Raw genomic sequence first — 18,387 nt, 5'->3', positions numbered from 1 at the left:
CAACGGTAGCCTACGGCTATGGCACAGAGCACACCCGCCGACGGCGACCCGATCGGAGCGCTCCATCCGCACGATGCGGCACGCCGCGCGCGCTCGTTCGGCTCGATCGCGGCGCAGTACGACCGCTTCCGGCCCGGCTACCCCGCAGCGCTCGTGGCGGACCTCCGCGCCGCGATTACGGCGGGCGCGGCAGACCCGGTGGCAGCGCCGACCCTGGCGGACATCGGCGCGGGCACGGGCCTGTTCGCGGCGGACCTGCGCGCCGGCGGCTTCGAGGTGACCGCCGTCGAACCCGACCACGACATGGCGGAGGTGGCCCGCGCCCGCGGCCTGGCAGTGGAGGAGGCGGCATTCGAGGACTGGGATCCGGCCGGCCGCCGCTTCGACGCGGTCGCGTTCGGCCAGTCGTGGCACTGGGTGGACCAGGACACGGGCCCCGAAAGGCTCGCAGACCTCCTGGTGCCCGACGGCGTCGCATGCCTCGCGTGGAACGAGTACAGCCCGGCGGCCGCGCTGAGCGCACGCCTGGCGGCCGTCGAGGCCGACTACGGCATCACCGTCCACCGCCGCCACGCGGAGCTCCTCGCCGAGCGCGACGATTCCCAGCGCGCGACGGCCGCCCGCGCCCTCGCCGACGCGGGATTCCGCACGCGCGTGCGGTGGTACGACTGGGACTGCACGGTCACCCCGGCCGACTGGCTGGAGAGCCTCATGACGTTCTCCGAGTACGCGGTGCTGGCCGACGAGGTGCGCGCCGAGGTGCGCGCGCGCCTGCGGGCCGAGCTCCCGGCCGAGCCCCTCGAACTCGTCGCGGGCACGCTCGCGGTGTTCGGTCGGCGGCCGGCGGCCTGAGGGCCGCGCACCTCGCGGCTTGCGCCGCCGAGCAATGCGGCCTGAAGGCCGCGCACCCGCAGCCAGCATCGCGGGCCCCGGCGCCCACGGCCTGCGCTTCCGGACGCCGGCGCCCGGACTGCCCGAGCCGGGCCGCCCGGCCTACCGCGCGCGGCCGGCGAGCCGCGCGAAGTAGCCGGCCAGCGCCTCGGTGTCGGACAGTGCCAGGACCTGGGCGACGTACTGGTCAGGGCGCACGACGACCACGGCGCCGGCGTCGCGGTCGATGCCGCGGGCCGCGAAGATGTCCTCACCGCCGGGCACGCTGCCGGCCGCATAGGCCCGCTCGTAGTCGATGAGCCCGAACGGCCCCACGCGCGGCAGGAACACGGCGGGCACGCCGGAGATGTCGGTGTCCGTGTGCGGGTGCTGGTAGACGACCTTGACGTCGAACGCCTCAGCGGCGCCCGCGCGCAGCGGCGAGTCCGGCGCCTCGGCCAACCACTGCGCCCAGCGGCTCAGGCGCGAGTCCTCGCCGGGGCCGGGACGGTCGGCGAACGCGTAGATGCGGAAGCGGCCGTCGGCGCGCGCGTGGTGGCCCAGGTGCACAGGATTCGCATCCGCGATCCGCACGACGGGGGCTGAGGCGAAGCGGCGGCCCACGGGGAAGCCCGTGGCGAGCGCCTGGTGCTCGGTGCCGCCGGTGAGCAGGGAGGGCGCGTACTCGGTGAGGAAGCCGGCGGGGAATTCCGCGGTCTTCGTGTAGAAGTCGGCGAGGAATGAGGGGTCCTCGAACTCCTCGGGCCGCTTGGCCATGAGCGAGGACCACTCGCGGTCGAAGTCGATGAGGTTCTGCGCGACGACCTGGCGCTCCGCGGAGTACGTGCGCAGCAGTGCGGGGTCGGCCCGGCCGGTGAGGACGTGGCCGAGCTTCCACGCGATGTTGAAGCCGTCCTGCATGGACACGTTCATGCCCTGGCCCGCCTTCGCGGAGTGCGTGTGGCAGGCGTCGCCGGTGATGAAGACCCGCGGCTCGCGGGGTCCGGCCGAGCCCACGCCGTTCCCGTCCGAGCCCACGCCTTTCCCGGCCGGTGCCTCTGCGTCCAGAGTCTGCCCGGCCGATGTTTCGCCGTCCAGAGCCTCCCCGGCCAGCGCCTCGGCGTCGTCGAAGCGGTCCGTGAGGCGGTGGCCCACCTCGTAGACGCTCCACCACGCGACGTCGCGCACGTCGAGCGCGAAGGGGCTGAGGATGCGGTTGGCCTGCGCGATGATGTCCTCGATGCCGGTGGCCCGCACGGCCGCCGAGCCGCCCAGCGGCACCTCCCCCAGGTCCACGTACATGCGGAAGAGGAACCCACCCTCGCGCGGGATGAGGAGGATGGAGCCTCCGGCCCCGGACTGGATCGCGCACTTCGTGCGGATGTCCGGGAAGTCCGTGACCGCGAGCACGTCCATGACGCCCCAGGCGTGGTTCGCGGCATCGCCGCTCATCGTGCGCCCGATCGCCGCGCGCACCTTCGAGTGCGCCCCGTCGCAGCCCACCACGTACCGGGTGCGGACCGTGCGCTCGGCCCCCGCGTCCGGACCGGAGGTGCGCCGCAGCGCCACCTCGACCGGGTAGTCGCGCCCGTCGTCGGCCACGCTCAGACCGCAGAACTCCCAGCCGTAGTCCGGGCGCAGGCGCGCCGGCGAGTCGGCCATGAACTGCGCGAAGTAGTCCTGCACGCGGGCCTGGTTGACGATGAGGTGGGGGAATTCGCTGACGCCGCGGGGGTCGTCGACCTCGCGGCCGGTGCGCACGATGCGCGCGGGATCGGCGGGGTCGGGGCCCCAGAAGTTCATCTCCGTGATGCGGTAGGCCTCCGCGATGAGGCGCTGGGCGAACCCGAACGCCTGGAACGTCTCGACGCTGCGCGCCTGGATGCCGTCGGCCTGGCCCACCTCCAGGCGATCGGGGCGGCGCTCGATGATGCGCGTGCAGACGGTGGGGAACTGGGCGAGCTGGGCCGCGGCGATCATGCCGGCCGGGCCCGTGCCCACGATGAGGACGTCCATGGTCTCCGGCAGCGCCTCGGGGCGGTCGATCCCCAGGCCCGCCGCGGGCTCGACGCGCGGCTCGCCGGAGACGTAGCCGTGGTGGTGGAACTGCATGGTGACTCCCTCTGCGCGCCGCCCGCCCCGTTGCGTCAGCGTGATCCGCGTCATACTATGACCGAAGATATACGATTTCGGATACGGGGTAAAGGCCGGGCGGCACGGCCGCCGCGCGCCGCCCCAGATGACTCGGGAGGCCACATGCCCACGGATCCAGCGCAGGACGCACCGCCGCCCCCGCCGGCCGGCAAGGTCATCGCGGTGCACCTGAGCTACGCCTCCCGCGCCGCGCAGCGCGGCCGCACCCCCGCCGCGCCCTCGTACTTCCTCAAGCCCACCTCCTCGCTGAGCGCCGGCGGCGCCGTCGAGCGGCCCGCGGGCACGGAGCTGCTCGCCTTCGAGGGCGAGATCGCGCTCGTCATCGGCACCCGCGCACGCCGCGTGAGCACGGACGAGGCCTGGGACCACGTGGGGTGGGCGACCGCGGCCAACGACTGGGGCCTCTACGACCTGCGCGGCGCGGACAAGGGCTCGAATGTGCGCAACAAGGGGCGCGACGGCTACACCCCGGTGGGCCCGCGCCTCATCCCCGCAACTGGGCTCGACCCCGCCGCGCTGCGCGTGCGCACGTGGCTCGACGGGCGCCTCGTGCAGGACGACACCGCCGCCGGCATGCTCTTCGCACTCCCCCGGCTCGTCGCGGACCTCTCCCAGCACCTCACGCTCGAACCCGGCGACATCATCCTCACGGGCACCCCGGCCGGCGCCTCGGTGGCCCGGCCGGGCGAGGTCGTCGAAGTCGAGGTCGACGCGCCCACCGCCCCCGGCGCCCCGAGCTCCGGCCGGCTGCGCAGCACCGTCGTCCAGGGCGCCGAGGAGTTCGATCCGGCGCTGGGCGCCCTCCCCCAGGCCACCGACGAGGCGCGCGCCGAGGCCTGGGGCTCCCGCGCGGCCGCGGGCCTGGACCCGGAGGAGGCGGCTTCCGAGGCCGCGCCGACCGGCCGGGCACCCGCCCTCTCCCCCGCCGTGCGGGAGCTGCTCGAGCGGGCCCCCGTGGCAGGCCTGTCCCAGCAGCTGCGCAAGCGCGGGCTCAACGCCGTCTCCATCGACGGGGTGCGCCCCCTCGCCCCCGGGTCGAAGCTCGTCGGCACCGCCCGCACGCTGCGCTTCCTGCCCGGCCGCGAGGACCTCTTCGCCTCCCACGGCGGCGGCTACAACGCCCAGAAGCGCGCCTTCGACGCCGTGGACGCGGGCGAGGTCATCGTCATCGAGGCCCGCGGTGAGACGGGCTCCGGCACGCTGGGCGACATCCTCGCGCTGCGCGCCCGCGCCCGGGGCGCGGCCGGCATCGTCACCGACGGCGGGGTGCGCGACTCCGATCAGGTGCGCGCGATCGGCGTGCCCGTCTTCACCGCCGGCCCCCATCCGGCGGTGCTGGGCCGGTGCCACGTGCCGTGGGATGCGGACATCGCGATCGCCTGCGGCGGCGCCGCGGTGCTGCCCGGCGACGTCATCGTCGGCGACGACGACGGCGCCATCGTCATCCCGCCGCGCCTGGCCGAGGAGGTCGCCCGCGCGGCGCTGGCCCAGGAGGAGTCCGACGCCTGGATCGCCGCGCGGGTGGCCGAGGGCCACCCGGTGGACGGCCTGTTCCCCATGGACGCGCAGTGGCGGGCGCGCTACGATGCCGAGCGCGCCTCGGGCGCGGGCAACGACGACGGCGGCAGCGACGGCGACGACGCGAGCATGGGCACACCCGGAGCCGGCGGCACCGGCGGTACTGGTGGGGCCGGGGACGGTGCGCGGGACACCGGGGAGAGCGCGGCTGGTCGCGCATGAGCGCCGTGAGCAAGTCGGAGACGGCCTACCGCTGGATCCGCGAGCAGATCGAGGCCGGGGTGTTCGGCCCAGGCTACCGGCTGGTGCTCGGCCCCATCGCGGACGGCCTGGACATGAGCGTCGTGCCGGTCCGCGAGGCCGTGCGCCGCCTCGAGGCCGAGGGGCGGGTCGAGTTCGAGCGCAACGTGGGCGCCCGCGTGGCGATCATCGACGATGCGGAGTACGCGCACACCATGCAGACCCTCGGCATCGTCGAGGGCGCGGCCACCGCGCTGTCCGCGCCCCTGTTGGGCCGAGGCGCCCTGGAGCGCGCCGCCGCCGTCAACGAGCAGCTGCGCGCCATGCTCGACGAGCTCAACCCGCACGCCTTCACCCTGCTCAACCGGCAGTTCCACGCCGTGCTGTTCGAGCCGTGCCCCAATCCGGAGCTGCTCGACCTCGTCCACCGCTGCTGGGCGCGGATGAGCGGGCTGCGCGATTCGACGTTCACGTTCATCCCGCAGCGCGCCCACGAATCCGTCGCCGAACACGACGAGATCCTCGCGCTCATCGTCGGCGGCGCCCAGCCGCTCGACCTGGAGCTGGCCGCCCGCCGACACCGCCACGCCACCCTCCGCGCCTATCAGGCCCGCGGTGGGAGCGCCGCGGACTCCCGCCCCCACGCCGGCGGCACCGCCGGCCCCGCCCAACCGAGGAGCCACGCATGACCCCCGCACCCGCAGCAGGCGCGCCCGCCGGCCCGCGCCGCCCGGCCGACCTGCCGGACTTCCTCGGCCACGACATCGACGGCGAGCGCGCGGAGGCGGCCGACGGCGCCCGCTTCGACGTGCTCGACCCCGTGACGAACGAGGCCTACGTCCAGGCCGCCGCGGGCTCCGCGGCGGACATCGACCGGGCGGTCTCCGCGGCCTCGCGGGCGTTCGCGGAGGGGCCGTGGCCGCGCATGCTCCCGCGCGAGCGGGCCCGGATCCTCCACCGGATCGCCGACCTCGTCGAATCCCGCGACCGGACGCTGGCGGCGTGGGAGTCCTTCGACTCGGGCCTGCCCATCTCCCAGGCGCTGGGCCAGGCGCGGCGCGCGGCGGAGAACTTCCGGTTCTTCGCGGACCTCATCGTGGCCCAGGTCGACGATGCCTACAAGGTGCCCGGCCGCCAGATCAACTACGTCAACCGCAAGCCCAAGGGGGTGGCCGGCCTCATCACGCCGTGGAACACGCCGTTCATGCTCGAGAGCTGGAAGCTCGCCCCCGCGCTGGCCGCCGGCAACACGGTGGTCCTCAAGCCGGCGGAGTTCACCCCGCTCTCCGCCTCGCTGTGGGCGGGCATCTTCGCGGAGGCGGAGCTGCCCCGGGGAGTGTTCAACCTCGTCAACGGGTTCGGCGAGGCCGCCGGCGATGCGCTGGTCAAGCATCCGGACGTCCCGCTCATCTCATTCACCGGTGAGAGCGCCACCGGCAAGCTCATCTTCGCCAACTGCGCCGAGCACCTCAAGGGCATGTCGATGGAGCTGGGCGGCAAGTCCCCGGCCGTCGTCTTCGACGACGCGGACGTCGACGCGGCGGTCGACGCCACCGTCTTCGGGGTCTTCTCCCTCAACGGCGAGCGCTGCACCGCCGGCAGCCGCATCCTCGTCCAGCGCGGGATCTACGACGAATTCGTGGACAAGTACGCGGCGCAGGCCGCGCGCGTGCGCGTGGGCATGCCCGATGACGAGGCCACGGAGGTGGGCGCGCTCGTCCACCCCGAGCACTTCGCCAAGGTGATGGGCTACATCGAGCTGGGCCGCAGCGAGGGCCGGCTCATGGCCGGCGGCGGCCGGGCCGAGGGCTTCCCCGAGGGGAACTTCGTCGCCCCCACCGTCTTCGCCGACGTCGCCCCCAACGCGCGGATCTTCCAGGAGGAGATCTTCGGCCCCGTCGTCGCGCTCACGCCGTTCGACACGGAGGACGAGGCAGTCGCGCTGGCCAATGACACGAAGTACGGGCTGGCCGCCTACGTGTGGACGAACGACCTCAAGCGCGCGCACAACGTCGCGCAGGCGATCGACTCCGGCATGGTGTGGCTGAACTCGAACAACGTGCGCGATCTGCGCACGCCGTTCGGCGGCGTCAAGGCCTCCGGTCTGGGCCACGAGGGCGGCTATCGCTCGCTGGACTTCTACACCGATCAGCAGTCCGTCCACATCAACCTGGGCGAGGTCCACAACCCCAGCCTCGGCCGCCGCTGACGCCGGCCAGCAAGGAGACGACGATGTCCTCACACCCCATCCCCGCGCCGGCGGACCCGGTGCCCACGCCCGGGGCGCCGCCGCCGGACGTGCTGCGCTGCGCGTACCTCGACCTCCAGGTCACCGATCTCGCGGCCTCCGGCGCGTTCTACGCCGACGTGATCGGCCTCGTCGTCACGGCCGAGGGCCCTGGTTGGGTGGCGCTGCGCACGTTCGACGAGTTCATCCACCACAACCTCCTCCTGCGCGAGGGCCCGGTCGCCGCCACCGCCGCGTTCGCATTCCGCGTGCGCTCCCCGGAAGACGTGGACCGCGCCGAGGCGTTCTACCGGGAGCTTGACTGCCCCGTCGAGCGCCGCCGCGAGGGCTTCGCCCCGGGGGTGGGCGATGCGGTGCGCGTGCAGGACCCGCTGGGCTTCCCCTACGAGTTCTTCCACGCCGTCGAGCACGTCGAGCGCTTGGCGTGGGCCTATGACCGGCACGGCCCGGGTGCGCTCGTGCGCCTCGACCACTTCAACCAGGTCACGCCGGACGTGCCGCGCGCTGTCGCGTTCATGGAGGACCTGGGCTTCCGGGTGACCGAGGACATCCAGGACACCGCGGGCACCGTGTACGCGGCGTGGCTGCGCCGCAAGCCCACGGTCCACGACACCGCCCTGACCGGTGGTGCCGGGCCGGCCCTGCACCACGTGGCGTTCGCCACCCACGAGAAGCACAACATCCTGGCCATCTGCGACCGGCTGGGCGCGCTGCGCCAGTCCGACCGGATCGAGCGGGGACCGGGCCGCCACGGCGTGTCCAACGCCTTCTACCTCTACCTGCGCGACCCCGATGGCCACCGCGTGGAGATCTACACGCAGGACTACTACACGGGCGACCCGGACAACCCCGTCGTCACGTGGGACGTCCACGACAACCAGCGCCGGGACTTCTGGGGCAACCCGGTCGTGCCCAGCTGGTACACGCAGGCCACCCCCGTCCTCGACCTCGGCGGCCGGCCGGTGGCGCTCACACAGCGCCGCGACGACAGCGAACTCGAGGTTACGATCGGCGCGGACGGGTTCTCCTACACGCGCCCCGACGAGGACGCCCCGATGCCATCCTGGAAGCAGGGCGAGTACAAGCTGGGCCACCAGCTGTGAACGAGGAGACGCACGTGGAGACGACACTGACGGCCAGCCAGCTGCACGCGATCGCGGACGCGATCGCCGACGCCGAGGCGCGCGGCACCGTGGGCGAGCGCCCCACCCGGGCGCACCCCCGGATGACCGTGGCCGATGCGTACGCGGTGCAGGGCGAATGGCGCGCCCGGCAGGCCGCGGCGGGCCGCCGGCCGGCAGGGCGCAAGATCGGCCTGACGTCGAAGGCCATGCAGCAGGCCGTCGGAATCGACGAGCCGGACTACGGCACGATCTTCGGCGACCAGATCTGGGAGTCCGGCACCGTCGTCGACCACGCGCGGTTCTCCAACCCGCGCATCGAGGTGGAGCTCGCCTTCGTGCTCCGCTCCCCGGTCGAGGGGCCCGACGCCACGGCCGTCGACGTGCTGCGCGCCGCCGAGTACGTCGTGCCCGCCCTGGAGATCCTCTCGAGCCGCGTGGAGATGGACGGGCGCTCGATCGTCGACACGATCAGCGACAACGCGGCACTCGGTGCGGTGGTCACCGGGGGGCGCGCCGTGGACCCGGCGGACATCGACCTGCGCTGGGCCGCCGCCATGCTCTTCCGCAACGAGGGCATCGAGGAGACCGGTGTGGCCGGCGGCGTGCTGGGCGATCCGGCCCGCGGCGTCGCCTGGCTGGCCAACCGCCTGGCGGTGCACGGCGAGCGCCTGGAGGCCGGGGAGTTCGTGCTGGCGGGCTCGTTCACGCGACCGGTGGCGGCGGTGCCCGGCGACACGTTCTTCGCCGACTACGGGCCGCTGGGGGTCGTGACGTGCCGCTTCTCCTGAGCTCCACGCTGCGCGCCCGGCTGGCCGCGCTGCCGGACGGCGGGACGCTGTTCGGGGCCTGGGTGTGCTCGGGCTCGCCGGCGCTCGCGGAGATCACGGCGGGCTCCGGGCTGGGCTGGATGCTCATCGACATGGAGCACTCCCCGGCCTCGCTGCAGGATGTGCAGGCCCAGCTGTGGGCGGCCTCGGCCTACGACATCGCGGCGGCCGTGCGGCTGCCGAGCGATAACCCGGTCGTCATCAAGCAGGTCCTGGACCTGGGTGCGCAGAACATCGTCGTGCCCATGGTCTCCAGCGTCGAGCAGGCGCGGTCGATCGCCGCGGCCGCGCAGTATCCCCCGGCGGGGATGCGCGGGGTGGGTGCCGCGTTCGCCCGCTCCGCCCGCTGGAACCGGGTGCCGGACTACCTGACGACCGCAGCTGAGCACGTGAGCGTGATCGTCCAGCTCGAGAGCAGGGCCGGGGTGGAGGCGGCCGGGCAGATCGCGGGAGTCGAGGGCATCGACGGCGTCTTCATGGGCCCCGCCGACCTGGCGGCGGACCTGGGGCTCATCGGCCAGCAGGGCGCACCCGAGGTCGTGGCAGCGGTGGAGTCGGCCATCGCGGCAGCGGTGGGGGCCGGTGCGTTTGCCGGGGTCAACGCGTTCGACCCGCAGGCAGCGCGCCGCTATGCGCGCGCCGGCGCCTCGTTCGTGCTCGTGGGGGCCGACGTCACCCTGGTGGCGCAGGGGACCGCGCGCCTGGCCGCGGAGTTCTCCGGAGCCTAGCCCGAGCGCTCAGGCGACCAGCATGAGCGCACCGCGCACGATCGCCACGGCGCCGCCCAGGCCGGCGAGTGCGATCGCCAGGCGGCGCGCCTGCGGGGCCGGCACCCGGCGGGCGAGCCGGCCGCCCAGCCAGATGCCGAGCAGCACGGTGATCACGATGATGGGCAGCAGCCACCACGGCGGCAGCTGGTCGATCGTCGTGGCGCCCACGCTGAGCTTCGCGGCCACGGAGAGGATGCCCATCGTCATGAACGTGGGCTGGAGGGTCGCGGCGAAGGACCGCTGCTCCCAGCGGGCGAAGCGGGCGTAGATGACCATGGCCGGGGCGGCCACGCCGGCGCTCGTGTTGAGGAAGCCGCCCACGATTCCGGCCGCGGCCGTGAGCGCCGAGGACGTCAGCCGCGGCAGGCGCGGCATCCCGAACGTCAGGGCGAGAGCGAACAGCACCACCGCCCCGACGACGATGTTGAGCCACGCGCTGGAGAGGTCGCGGACCAGGAGCGCCGCCGGAAATGCCCCGAGGGCTGCGCAGACCGCCAGGATCCAGAAGCGCTTCCAGTCCACCTCGCGGATGACCGCGAGCATGATGAGGAACCCGGAGATCACGGTCGTCGAGTTCGCCACGAAGACACCCACGTGCGGACCCATGGCCAGAGCGAGCGTGGGCGCGACGACGAGGCCCACCCCGGTGCCGGAGAGCCGCTGGAGCGTCGAGCCGACGAAGACCGCGGCAACCGCGATGAGGATGACGGCAGCGGTCATGGCGCCGCCCCGCAGGCGCCGGCGCCCGCGACGGTGCGCTCCTCGTTTGCGGTGGTGCGCCCATCGGCCACGGCGGCGCGCCGGCTGGCCGCAGCGGCGGCCGGGGCGAGCGCGGAGAGCGGGGGCATGATTTCAGCGTACTCCGCACCCCGCCGTCCGCTGCCTTGCCCAAGACCGCCGCGCAGGCGATGATGGCCCCATGTCCAACGTCGTACTCTTCCACTCCGCGCTCGGCCTCAACGACGGCATGCGCGCCATGGCCCAGGTCCTCGAGGACGAGGGCCACCGGGTCTTCATCCCCGACTACTACGAGGGCCGCACCTTCGACAGCGCGGAGGAGGGCACCGCCCACCGCGATGAGGTGACGTTCCCGGTCCTTGCCCAGCGCGCCTCGGCGGCCCTGGACGAGCTGCCCGCCGAGGTCCGCGATGCCCGCCTGGTCTTCGGCGGGTTCTCGCTGGGCGCCGCGATCGCCCAGTCCATGGGCAAGCGCGATCCGCGCGCGGCTGGCGCCCTGCTCTTCCACGCCGGGGGCGTCCCCAAGCTCACGAGCTGGCAGGAGAGCGCGCCGCTGCAGATCCACCACAGCGTCGACGATCCGTGGATCGACGGGGGCGCCCCGGAGCTGCTCGTCGAGTCCGCCGCCCGCGCCGGAGCGAATGCCGCCCACTTCGTCTACCCCGGCGCCGGCCACCTGTTCGCCGACCCCACGAACCCGGAGTACGACCCGGTGCAGGCCGGCGTCCTGTGGCAGCGCGTGCTGGCCTTCCTCGGCTCCGAGGCGACGGACAAGGCCTGAGCCGGCCAGGGCGCTCGCCGCTCGCCGGCGGCGACGTCAGCAGCCCGCCGGCGCCGCGCCTCGGGCCCGGCCAGCACCCCTAAACTCCCGCTGTGAGCCGCGGCGGCGCGCGGCGGTACGATTGTCTGCGGACTTCAAACCGTGCAGACGCGCCGCGATCCCCCTGGCACCGCACCGCGCACGGCCGTGCAGACAATCGAATGGACGCTCATTGAACGGCAACACGACTTTCCGGCACGACGATGTGGCCCTGCTCGGCATCGCAGAGGTCACCGCACCCAATGAGGTCACCTCCGAGTCCTTCGACGCGCAGCTGCACAGCACGCTCGAGCGCCTGCGCCTGCCCAACGCGCTCCTCCAGCGCGTGGCCGGCGTCGAAGCCCGCCGCAACTGGGACCACCCGCATGACTTCGTCGCCGGAGCGGCGCGGGCCGGACGCCGCGCGCTCACCGCCGCCGGCATCGAGCCGGAGCAGATCGGCCTCATGATCAACGCGTCCGTCACCCGCGAGAACCTCGAGCCCTCCGTGGCCGTCGCGGTGCACAACGGGATCGGGCTGAGCCCGGCCGCCATGAACTTCGACATCGCCAACGCGTGCCTGGGCTTCGTCAACGCCATGACCGTGGCGGCCACGATGATCGACTCCGGCCAGATCGAGTACGCGCTCATCGTCGCCGCCGAGGACGCCTCGCGGGTCCAGCAGGCCACGCTCGCCCGCCTCTCCCGCGAGGGCATCACGCGCGATGAGTACCTCAACGAGTTCGCCTCGCTGACGCTGGGCTCCGGGGCCGCGGGCGCCGTGCTGGGCCCGGCCTCCAAGCACCCGGAGGGCCACCGCATCAGGGGCGGCGTGACCCGCGCGGCCACGTGGAACCACGAGCTGTGCGTGGGCGACCACGACGGCATGTTCACCGACGCCGACGGGCTGCTGAAGAACGGCATGAAGCTCGTGACCGAGGCGTGGACGGAGGCGCACGAGGACGGCTGGGACTGGCAGAGCATGGACCGCTACGTCATGCACCAGGTCTCCAACATCCACACGAACTCCATCACGAAGGCCGCCGGCCTCAACCCCGACCGCATCCCCACGACCTACCCCTACCTGGGCAACGTCGGCCCGGCCTCACTGCCCATCACGCTGGCCCGCGAGGTCGAGACGCTCGCGCCCGGCGAGCGCGTCCTGTGCATGGGCGTGGGCTCGGGGCTCAACACAGCGATGACGGAGATCGTCTGGTGACGGCTTCGCCCGCCCGCCCTGCGACCCTTCCCCCGGAGCTGCCCGAGTGGGATCCGCAGTGGTCCAGGCTGGTGGGCGCGGCGTGCGCGGACGGCGTGCGCACCTTCCACGTGCTCGACACCCTGCCCGCGCTGCGCGCGCAGGGCATCGAGCCCACCGGCACGATCCTCGCCCTTCACGGCAACCCCACCTGGTCCTATCTGTGGCGCCGACTGGCCGCCGCGACCGTGGCCGCGGCGCCCGCCGCCGCGGCGGCCGGGGAGCGCGTGTGGCGCGTCATCGCCCCCGATCAGCTGGAGATGGGCTTCTCCGAGCGCCTCGCCCACCCGGCGCTGCCCGCGCCCCGCACCGGCGACTGGCGGCGCATCGCCGACCGGGTGGCCGACTTCGATGCCGTCGTCACGCAGCTCCTCGCCGAGGTGCCCGGTTCGGACGCCGGGCGGGACACCGCCGGTTCGGGCGCGGCCGGTTTGGACTCCGCCGGTGAGGTCTCCGCCGCTGAGACCTCAGCCGATCCCCGTGCCGCCGAGGCGCCCGCGGGCCCCGCCCACCCCGTCGTCACGCTCGGCCACGACTGGGGCGGGGTGCTCTCGCTGACGTGGGCCGCCCGCAACCGGGCGCGCGTGGCGGGTGCCATGACGCTCAACACCGCCGTCCACCAGCCCGAAGGCGAGCCGATCCCGGCCGCGCTGCGCGCGGCCCTGGCGGGACCCCTGCTGCCGGCCTCCACCGTCTTCACCGATGCCTTCATCCGCGTGACCCTGGAGCTGGCCGACCGGCTCGACCCGGCCCTCGCCCGCGCCTACCGGCTGCCCTACTGCGCCCGCGCGCTGCGCGGCGGTGTGGGCGCCTTCGTCGCGGACATTCCCGTCGACGAGCGCCACCCCTCCTACCGGGAGCTCCAGCGGCTGGGCGAGGAAATCGCCGGACTCGACGTCCCGGCGCTCATCCTCTGGGGGCCCAAGGACCCGGTCTTCCAGGAGCGCTACCTGCGCGACCTGCGCGCGCGGCTGCCCCAGGCCGACGTCCACCGCTTCGAGACGACGTCCCACCTGCTGGCCGAGGACGTCGACTACGCGGCCACGATCCTGCGCTGGCTGCGCCACCGCTTCCCCGCCGGTCGATCCCACGCCCCTGCTCGCGCGGACGGGGCGCAGAACGCACCGTCGGACGGCGCCCCCGCGCCGGGCGACGGCGCGCGCCTCATCTTCGACGCCCTCGACGCCCGCGCCCAGGATGGCTCGCCGGCCAGCGTCGACATGTCCCGCACGCCCGCGCAGTCCGTGAGCTGGGCCCACCTGTCCTTCGTCGTCGACCGGATCGCGCGCGGCCTGCAGCTGGCCGGCCTGCGCCGCGGGGACCGGGTGAGCCTACTCGTGACGCCGGGCAACGACCTCACCGCCGCCGCGTACGGCGTGCTCAAGGCCGGCGGTGTCGCCGTTGTCGCCGATGCCGGCCTGGGCCCGGCGGGCATGACGCGGGCCATTCGCGCGGCGGATCCGCAGTGGATCATCGGCGAAGTGCCCGGCCTGACTCTGGCCCGCGCGGCGGGCTGGCCGGGCCGGCGCGTCTCCGTGCGCCCGCTCGGGGCGCTCCCCGGCAGGGCGCTGCGCGTCGAGACGAGCCTCACCGCCCTCGTGCGCGACACCCCGGACGGGCCGATCGCCACGCCGGGCCTCGACGACGACGCGGCCATCCTCTTCACCTCGGGCTCGACGGGCCCGGCGAAGGGCGTGCGCTATACCCACCGCAGCCTGGGCGCGCTCGCGGGCCTGCTCGCCGGCCACTTCGGCGTGCGGCCCGGCACCGGCCTGGTCGCCGGCTTCCCGCCGTTCGCCCTGCTGGGGCCGGGAATCGGCGCCACATCGGTGACCCCGGACATGTCTGTGACGAAACCGCGCACGCTCACCGCCGCCGCCCTGGCCGATGCCGTGGCCGCCGGGGACTGCACAATGGTCTTCGCCTCGCCCGCGGCCTTCGCCAACGTCGTCGCCACGGCCGCAGACCTCACCGCCGAGCAGCGCGCCGCGTGCGGGCGCGTCGAACTCGTGCTCTCCGCCGGCGCGCCCGTGCCGCTGAGCCTCATGGACGCCGTTGCCCAGGTCTTCCCGGCCGCCCAGCTGCACTCCCCCTACGGCATGACCGAGGGACTGCTGCTCACCGACATCGACCGGCCCGGCGTCGCCCAGGCGGCCGAGTCCGGCGAGCACGGCGTGTGCGTGGGCACCCCCATTCCCGGCGTGGAGCTGACCATCGCACCGCTGACCATGGACGGCACCGCCGCCGCCTCGCTGCTGTCCGACGCCGATGCCGCCGGCGTGCTGGGCGAGGTCGTCGTGGCCGCACCCCACGTCAAGGACGGCTACGACCGGCTGTGGGATACCCAGGCGCGGTCGGCCCGCGATGGCAGCGCTGCCGTGGATCCGGCCGCCGAAGCCGGTGCAGGCCCCGGTGCCCAGCGGCACCGGACCAATGACATCGGCCACCTCGACGCCGCGGGACGGCTGTGGCTTGAGGGGCGCCTGCAGCACGTCATCACGACCCCGGCCGGACCAATCGGGCCCGCGGGGCTCGAGGCGATCGTCGACGAGCTGCCCGGCGTGCTGCGCTCGGCGGCCGTGGGCGTGGGGCCGGTGGGCACGCAGGCGATCGTGTGCGTCCTCGAGCCGAACCCTGCCCAGGGCCTGCGCCCGGGCCTTGCCCCCCTCGAGCTCGCCGATGCGGTGCGCGCCGCCGCGCTGGACCGCCTGGGCCTCGACGTCGCGGCCGTGCTCGTCGCCCGCGAGTTCCCCACCGACATCCGGCACAACTCGAAGATCGACCGCTCGCGCCTGGCCCGCTGGGCCGCCGAGGCGCTGGCCGGAGGTGCGCTGTGAGGGTGCTGGTGACCGGCGCCTCGGGCCTGCTGGGCTCCTCGACGGCGCGCGCGCTGCTGACCGCCGGGCACGAGGTGACGACGCTCCAGCGCCGCCCCTCGGGGGCGGACGGCGCGCGCGACGTGCTGGGCTCGGTCACCGACCGCGAGGCGGTTGAGCAGGCGGTGCACGGTCAGGACGCGCTCATCCACCTGGCCGCGAAGGTCTCGATGGCCGGCAGCGCTGCGGACTTCGACCGGGTGAACGTCGAGGGCACGCGCACGGTCCTCGCTGCCGCGCGCACAGCGGGGGTGGGCCGGATGGTCCACATCTCCTCGCCGTCCGTGGCGCATGCGGGGTCCTCAATCATCGGCGAGCCCGCAGGGCCGGCCGATCCCGCCCGGGCGCGCGGGGACTACGCGCGCACGAAGGCCGCCTGCGAGCTCCTCGCCCTGGCCGCCGACGGCCCGGACTTCCCCGTCCTCGTGCTGCGCCCGCACCTCATGTGGGGCCCCGGTGACGCGCAGCTGACCGAGCGGATCATCGACCGTGCCCGCGCCGGGCGCCTGCCGATCCTCGGTTCGGGCCTCATGCTCGTGGACACGCTCTACGCCGCCAATGCCGTCGAGGCGATCGTGGCGGCGCTGCGCTCAGTCGAGCGCACCCACGGCGAGTCCCTCGTCGTGACGAACGGCCAGCCGCGGCCCATCGGCGAGCTCCTCACCCGCATCGCCCTGGCAGGCGGCGCACCGGCGCCCCGCCTGCGGCTGCCGGCCCGCCTGGCGCAGGAGGCAGGCGGGGCCGTGGAGCGGGTGTGGAACCTGCGCGAGCACGACGACGAACCGCCGCTCACCCGGTTCCTCGCCGAGCAGCTGTCCACTGCGCACTGGTTCGACCAGCGTCGCACCCGCGAGGTCCTCGGCTGGGCCCCGGCCGTGAGCATCGAGCAGGGAATGGCCGAGCTCGCCGAGCACTACGGGCAATAGCCGCAGCGGTGAGCTGAGCCCGGGCACATTCGCCCCGCTGCGCCCACGACGCGGGAGCCGCTGGCCTCGTGCTGCACGGCACAGCACTCCCGACGTAAGCGGGACTGTCGTCGCTTCAACGAAGGCTCGCAAGACGTTTGGCGTGGAGCCGTCGGACCCCGCCTTCACCCCTCATCAACCGAGGAAGGCTGTCGAAAGGAACGGGACGAACGTCACTATCATGAGCGCGACGAGCAGCACAAGCGCCGTGGGCAGCGCAGCCTTCGCCACCCGTAGCACCGAGAGTCCCGACATGCCGGATGCCACGAATAGGTTGAGGCCCAGTGGAGGCGTGATCATGCCGATTTCGAGGTTCATCACGACGATGATCCCGAAGTGGATCGGATCGACGCCCACAGACATCGCGATCGGCAGGAGAATGGGCGCGAGGATGAGGATGGCGGAGGACGTCTCCATGACGCATCCGACAATCAGCAGCAGGATGTTCACGAGAATGAGGAACTGCCATGCTTCGAGATTCCAGCTTGCTATGGCATCGCTGATGTTCGCGGGGATGCGCTCGATCGTGAGCACGAACGTGAAGAGGATGCCGTTCGCGATGATGAACATGATCATCGCTGATGTGCGGGCAGACTTCACAGCGATGGAGAACAGGTCCTTGAACTTGAGCTCGCGGTAGACGATGAGCGAGACGAGGACCGAGTATCCGACAGCTACGGCTGATGCTTCAGTGGGGGTAAAGAGCCCCGTGTAGATCCCGCCCAGCACGATGACGGGGAGCAGCAGAGCGAGGATCGCATCGCGGAACGTCTTCAGCTGCGCTTTCGGACTGGCCTTCACTGCGGGACCGGTTCGGCCATATCCGCGCTTCCACGCCATGAACACCACGACTGCGAGGAGCAAGAGGCCCGCGAACACTCCCGGCAGAACCCCCGCCAGGAAGAGATCCCCGATATTCTGTTCTGTGGAAATCCCATAGACGATGAGTGGGATGGACGGGGGGATGAGGATGCCAAGTGATCCGGACGTCGCCACAATGCCGGTCGAAAACTCTCGCGGATAGCCGTTCTTGATCATCGCCGGGATGATGAGACCGCCCACCGCGACGACAGTCGCAGGCGAAGAACCAGAGACCGCAGCGAAGAACATGCACGCGAGGACCGCTGTGGCTCCCAGACCACCCTTCATGTGCCCGACCAGGCTCGCACCGAATTCGGTAAGGCGCCGTGAGATCCCACCTGTCGACATGACATTCGCAGCGACGATGAAGAAGGGGATTGCCATAAGCGGGAACGAGTTCAGCGCATTGAACAATCGCTCAGGCACCTGCGTCATCGGCATAAGAGTGAAGTAGTAGATGTAGATGAGGCTGGTCAGCCCGAGTGCGACCGCGATGGGCGCGGACGAGAGCAGCAGCAGCGCGAGCACAACCACGAGTGCGACGGTGGCTTCAACCATGGCGGTGCTCCCCCTTTCCATCGGAAACGCCTCGGTCGACGTCGTCACCCAACCCGGTGGGCCCATCGGCCATTTCAGCGGCGAACTCGTCAGCGGGATCTGCAATCAGCTCGTCACTTGGCGTCCGCAGAGCTCGTATCAGCATTTCGATGGCACGGAGGAAGAACAATGTCATGCCGATACTCAAAGACAGCTCGAAAACCCACAACGGCATCTTCAATGCCGCAGTCTGTGTTACGCGCGAGAACGGTTCAGCAACGAGCTGCCAGGAAAGCAGAGAAAGGAAGAATGCATAGACGATCGACATCAGAATTCCGATGAGAACTAAAATCTTGCGAGCCCAACCGCGCAACAGGACGGGAAGAATATCGACATTGACGTGATCGTTATGCCGGAGAGCAACAACCGCTCCGAAGAAGGTCGAATAGATAATGAGGTAGATAATCGCCTCCTCCGACCAGAAGATCACGTCACCGGTGATATTGCGCAGCAGAACTGCGACGATGGCAAGGATGCAGGCTCCTGCGAGCGTGCCGGCAGCGAGCACATTCTCAGTCCATCGCAGCATCACGTCGAGCATT

At 72.5% G+C, this 18,387-nt stretch carries 16 protein-coding genes; 11 read left to right on the top strand and 5 right to left on the bottom strand.

What is annotated here, in order from left to right:
- The first annotated feature begins 18 nt into the window (after window positions 1-18).
- Window positions 19-852, top strand: coding sequence for a class I SAM-dependent methyltransferase (locus BRM1_RS11155; RefSeq protein WP_268525954.1), 834 nt, complete (start codon window positions 19-21; stop codon window positions 850-852).
- Between the two features lie 141 nt (window positions 853-993).
- Here the strand turns inward: BRM1_RS11155 and BRM1_RS11150 are convergent, their stop codons facing one another.
- On the bottom strand, window positions 994-2,982 hold the full coding sequence (locus BRM1_RS11150; protein ID WP_268525952.1) for an FAD-binding monooxygenase: 1,989 nt from the start codon (window positions 2,980-2,982) through the stop codon (window positions 994-996).
- Window positions 2,983-3,126: 144 nt separating this feature from the next.
- Here BRM1_RS11150 and BRM1_RS11145 point away from each other — a divergent pair, with 144 nt between their 5' ends.
- The 6 genes from BRM1_RS11145 to BRM1_RS11120 are packed head-to-tail and all read left to right on the top strand — an operon-like array spanning window position 3,127 to window position 9,709.
- Window positions 3,127-4,764 (top strand): fumarylacetoacetate hydrolase family protein, encoded by a 1,638-nt coding sequence (locus BRM1_RS11145; protein WP_268525949.1) that lies wholly within the window; start codon window positions 3,127-3,129, stop codon window positions 4,762-4,764.
- Window positions 4,761-5,471 (top strand): GntR family transcriptional regulator, encoded by a 711-nt coding sequence (locus tag BRM1_RS11140; protein ID WP_160952706.1) that lies wholly within the window; start codon window positions 4,761-4,763, stop codon window positions 5,469-5,471. The genes BRM1_RS11145 and BRM1_RS11140 overlap by 4 nt, the downstream gene beginning before the upstream one ends.
- Window positions 5,468-6,991: a 5-carboxymethyl-2-hydroxymuconate semialdehyde dehydrogenase gene (hpaE, locus tag BRM1_RS11135; RefSeq protein WP_160952705.1), complete on the top strand. Its 1,524-nt coding sequence runs from the start codon at window positions 5,468-5,470 to the stop codon at window positions 6,989-6,991. The genes BRM1_RS11140 and hpaE overlap by 4 nt, the downstream gene beginning before the upstream one ends.
- Before the next feature lie 23 nt (window positions 6,992-7,014).
- Window positions 7,015-8,133, top strand: a complete 1,119-nt coding sequence (gene hpaD, locus BRM1_RS11130; RefSeq protein ID WP_268525944.1) for a 3,4-dihydroxyphenylacetate 2,3-dioxygenase — start codon at window positions 7,015-7,017, stop codon at window positions 8,131-8,133.
- A 14-nt stretch (window positions 8,134-8,147) separates the two neighbouring features.
- Window positions 8,148-8,942 carry a 2-oxo-hepta-3-ene-1,7-dioate hydratase gene (locus tag BRM1_RS11125; protein ID WP_268525940.1) on the top strand — a complete coding sequence of 265 codons (795 nt, stop codon included), beginning with the start codon at window positions 8,148-8,150 and terminating at the stop codon, window positions 8,940-8,942.
- Window positions 8,927-9,709, top strand: a complete 783-nt coding sequence (locus BRM1_RS11120; protein WP_268525938.1) for an HpcH/HpaI aldolase family protein — start codon at window positions 8,927-8,929, stop codon at window positions 9,707-9,709. The genes BRM1_RS11125 and BRM1_RS11120 overlap by 16 nt, the downstream gene beginning before the upstream one ends.
- A 9-nt stretch (window positions 9,710-9,718) precedes the next feature.
- On the opposite strand, the gene BRM1_RS11115 is transcribed toward BRM1_RS11120, so the two are convergent.
- Together BRM1_RS11115 and BRM1_RS11110 are read right to left on the bottom strand one after the other, a co-directional pair.
- Window positions 9,719-10,471, bottom strand: coding sequence for a sulfite exporter TauE/SafE family protein (locus BRM1_RS11115; RefSeq protein ID WP_160952703.1), 753 nt, complete (start codon window positions 10,469-10,471; stop codon window positions 9,719-9,721).
- The gene (locus BRM1_RS11110; RefSeq protein WP_268525935.1) at window positions 10,468-10,599 is read right to left on the bottom strand and encodes a hypothetical protein; all 132 of its coding nucleotides are present in this window, start codon (window positions 10,597-10,599) and stop codon (window positions 10,468-10,470) included. Before BRM1_RS11110 ends, BRM1_RS11115 begins: the two co-directional genes overlap by 4 nt.
- A gap of 71 nt (window positions 10,600-10,670) precedes the next feature.
- Here BRM1_RS11110 and BRM1_RS11105 point away from each other — a divergent pair, with 71 nt between their 5' ends.
- From BRM1_RS11105 to BRM1_RS11090, 4 genes are all read left to right on the top strand, one after another.
- Complete coding sequence (locus tag BRM1_RS11105) at window positions 10,671-11,270, top strand: dienelactone hydrolase family protein (protein WP_160952702.1); 600 nt, start codon at window positions 10,671-10,673, stop codon at window positions 11,268-11,270.
- A gap of 211 nt (window positions 11,271-11,481) precedes the next feature.
- On the top strand, window positions 11,482-12,507 hold the full coding sequence (locus BRM1_RS11100) for a 3-oxoacyl-ACP synthase III (protein WP_160952701.1): 1,026 nt from the start codon (window positions 11,482-11,484) through the stop codon (window positions 12,505-12,507).
- Complete coding sequence (locus BRM1_RS11095; RefSeq protein ID WP_268525929.1) at window positions 12,504-15,383, top strand: alpha/beta fold hydrolase; 2,880 nt, start codon at window positions 12,504-12,506, stop codon at window positions 15,381-15,383. Before BRM1_RS11100 ends, BRM1_RS11095 begins: the two co-directional genes overlap by 4 nt.
- Complete coding sequence (locus BRM1_RS11090) at window positions 15,380-16,348, top strand: NAD-dependent epimerase/dehydratase family protein (RefSeq protein WP_268525926.1); 969 nt, start codon at window positions 15,380-15,382, stop codon at window positions 16,346-16,348. The genes BRM1_RS11095 and BRM1_RS11090 overlap by 4 nt, the downstream gene beginning before the upstream one ends.
- Before the next feature lie 174 nt (window positions 16,349-16,522).
- Here the strand turns inward: BRM1_RS11090 and BRM1_RS11085 are convergent, their stop codons facing one another.
- Window positions 16,523-17,806, bottom strand: coding sequence for a TRAP transporter large permease (locus BRM1_RS11085; protein ID WP_268525923.1), 1,284 nt, complete (start codon window positions 17,804-17,806; stop codon window positions 16,523-16,525).
- The gene (locus BRM1_RS11080; protein ID WP_268525920.1) at window positions 17,799-18,386 is read right to left on the bottom strand and encodes a TRAP transporter small permease; all 588 of its coding nucleotides are present in this window, start codon (window positions 18,384-18,386) and stop codon (window positions 17,799-17,801) included. Before BRM1_RS11080 ends, BRM1_RS11085 begins: the two co-directional genes overlap by 8 nt.
- Window position 18,387 lies beyond the last annotated feature (1 nt).

The sequence above is a fragment of the Brevibacterium sp. BRM-1 genome (assembly GCF_026802075.1).
GTDB lineage: Bacteria > Actinomycetota > Actinomycetes > Actinomycetales > Brevibacteriaceae > Brevibacterium > Brevibacterium rongguiense.
This window is presented reverse-complemented; position numbering and strand designations above follow the sequence as displayed.

Bases quoted from the DNA above. Each gene is read 5' to 3' on its own strand.
- BRM1_RS11155 (WP_268525954.1), top strand. From the start codon at position 19: ATGGCACAGAGCACACCCGCCGACGGCGACCCGATCGGAGCGCTCCAT.
- BRM1_RS11150 (WP_268525952.1), bottom strand. From the start codon at position 2,982: ATGCAGTTCCACCACCACGGCTACGTCTCCGGCGAGCCGCGCGTCGAG.
- BRM1_RS11145 (WP_268525949.1), top strand. From the start codon at position 3,127: ATGCCCACGGATCCAGCGCAGGACGCACCGCCGCCCCCGCCGGCCGGC.
- BRM1_RS11140 (WP_160952706.1), top strand. From the start codon at position 4,761: ATGAGCGCCGTGAGCAAGTCGGAGACGGCCTACCGCTGGATCCGCGAG.
- hpaE (WP_160952705.1), top strand. From the start codon at position 5,468: ATGACCCCCGCACCCGCAGCAGGCGCGCCCGCCGGCCCGCGCCGCCCG.
- hpaD (WP_268525944.1), top strand. From the start codon at position 7,015: ATGTCCTCACACCCCATCCCCGCGCCGGCGGACCCGGTGCCCACGCCC.
- BRM1_RS11115 (WP_160952703.1), bottom strand. From the start codon at position 10,471: ATGACCGCTGCCGTCATCCTCATCGCGGTTGCCGCGGTCTTCGTCGGC.
- BRM1_RS11110 (WP_268525935.1), bottom strand. From the start codon at position 10,599: ATGCCCCCGCTCTCCGCGCTCGCCCCGGCCGCCGCTGCGGCCAGCCGG.
- BRM1_RS11105 (WP_160952702.1), top strand. From the start codon at position 10,671: ATGTCCAACGTCGTACTCTTCCACTCCGCGCTCGGCCTCAACGACGGC.
- BRM1_RS11085 (WP_268525923.1), bottom strand. From the start codon at position 17,806: ATGGTTGAAGCCACCGTCGCACTCGTGGTTGTGCTCGCGCTGCTGCTG.
- BRM1_RS11080 (WP_268525920.1), bottom strand. From the start codon at position 18,386: ATGCTCGACGTGATGCTGCGATGGACTGAGAATGTGCTCGCTGCCGGC.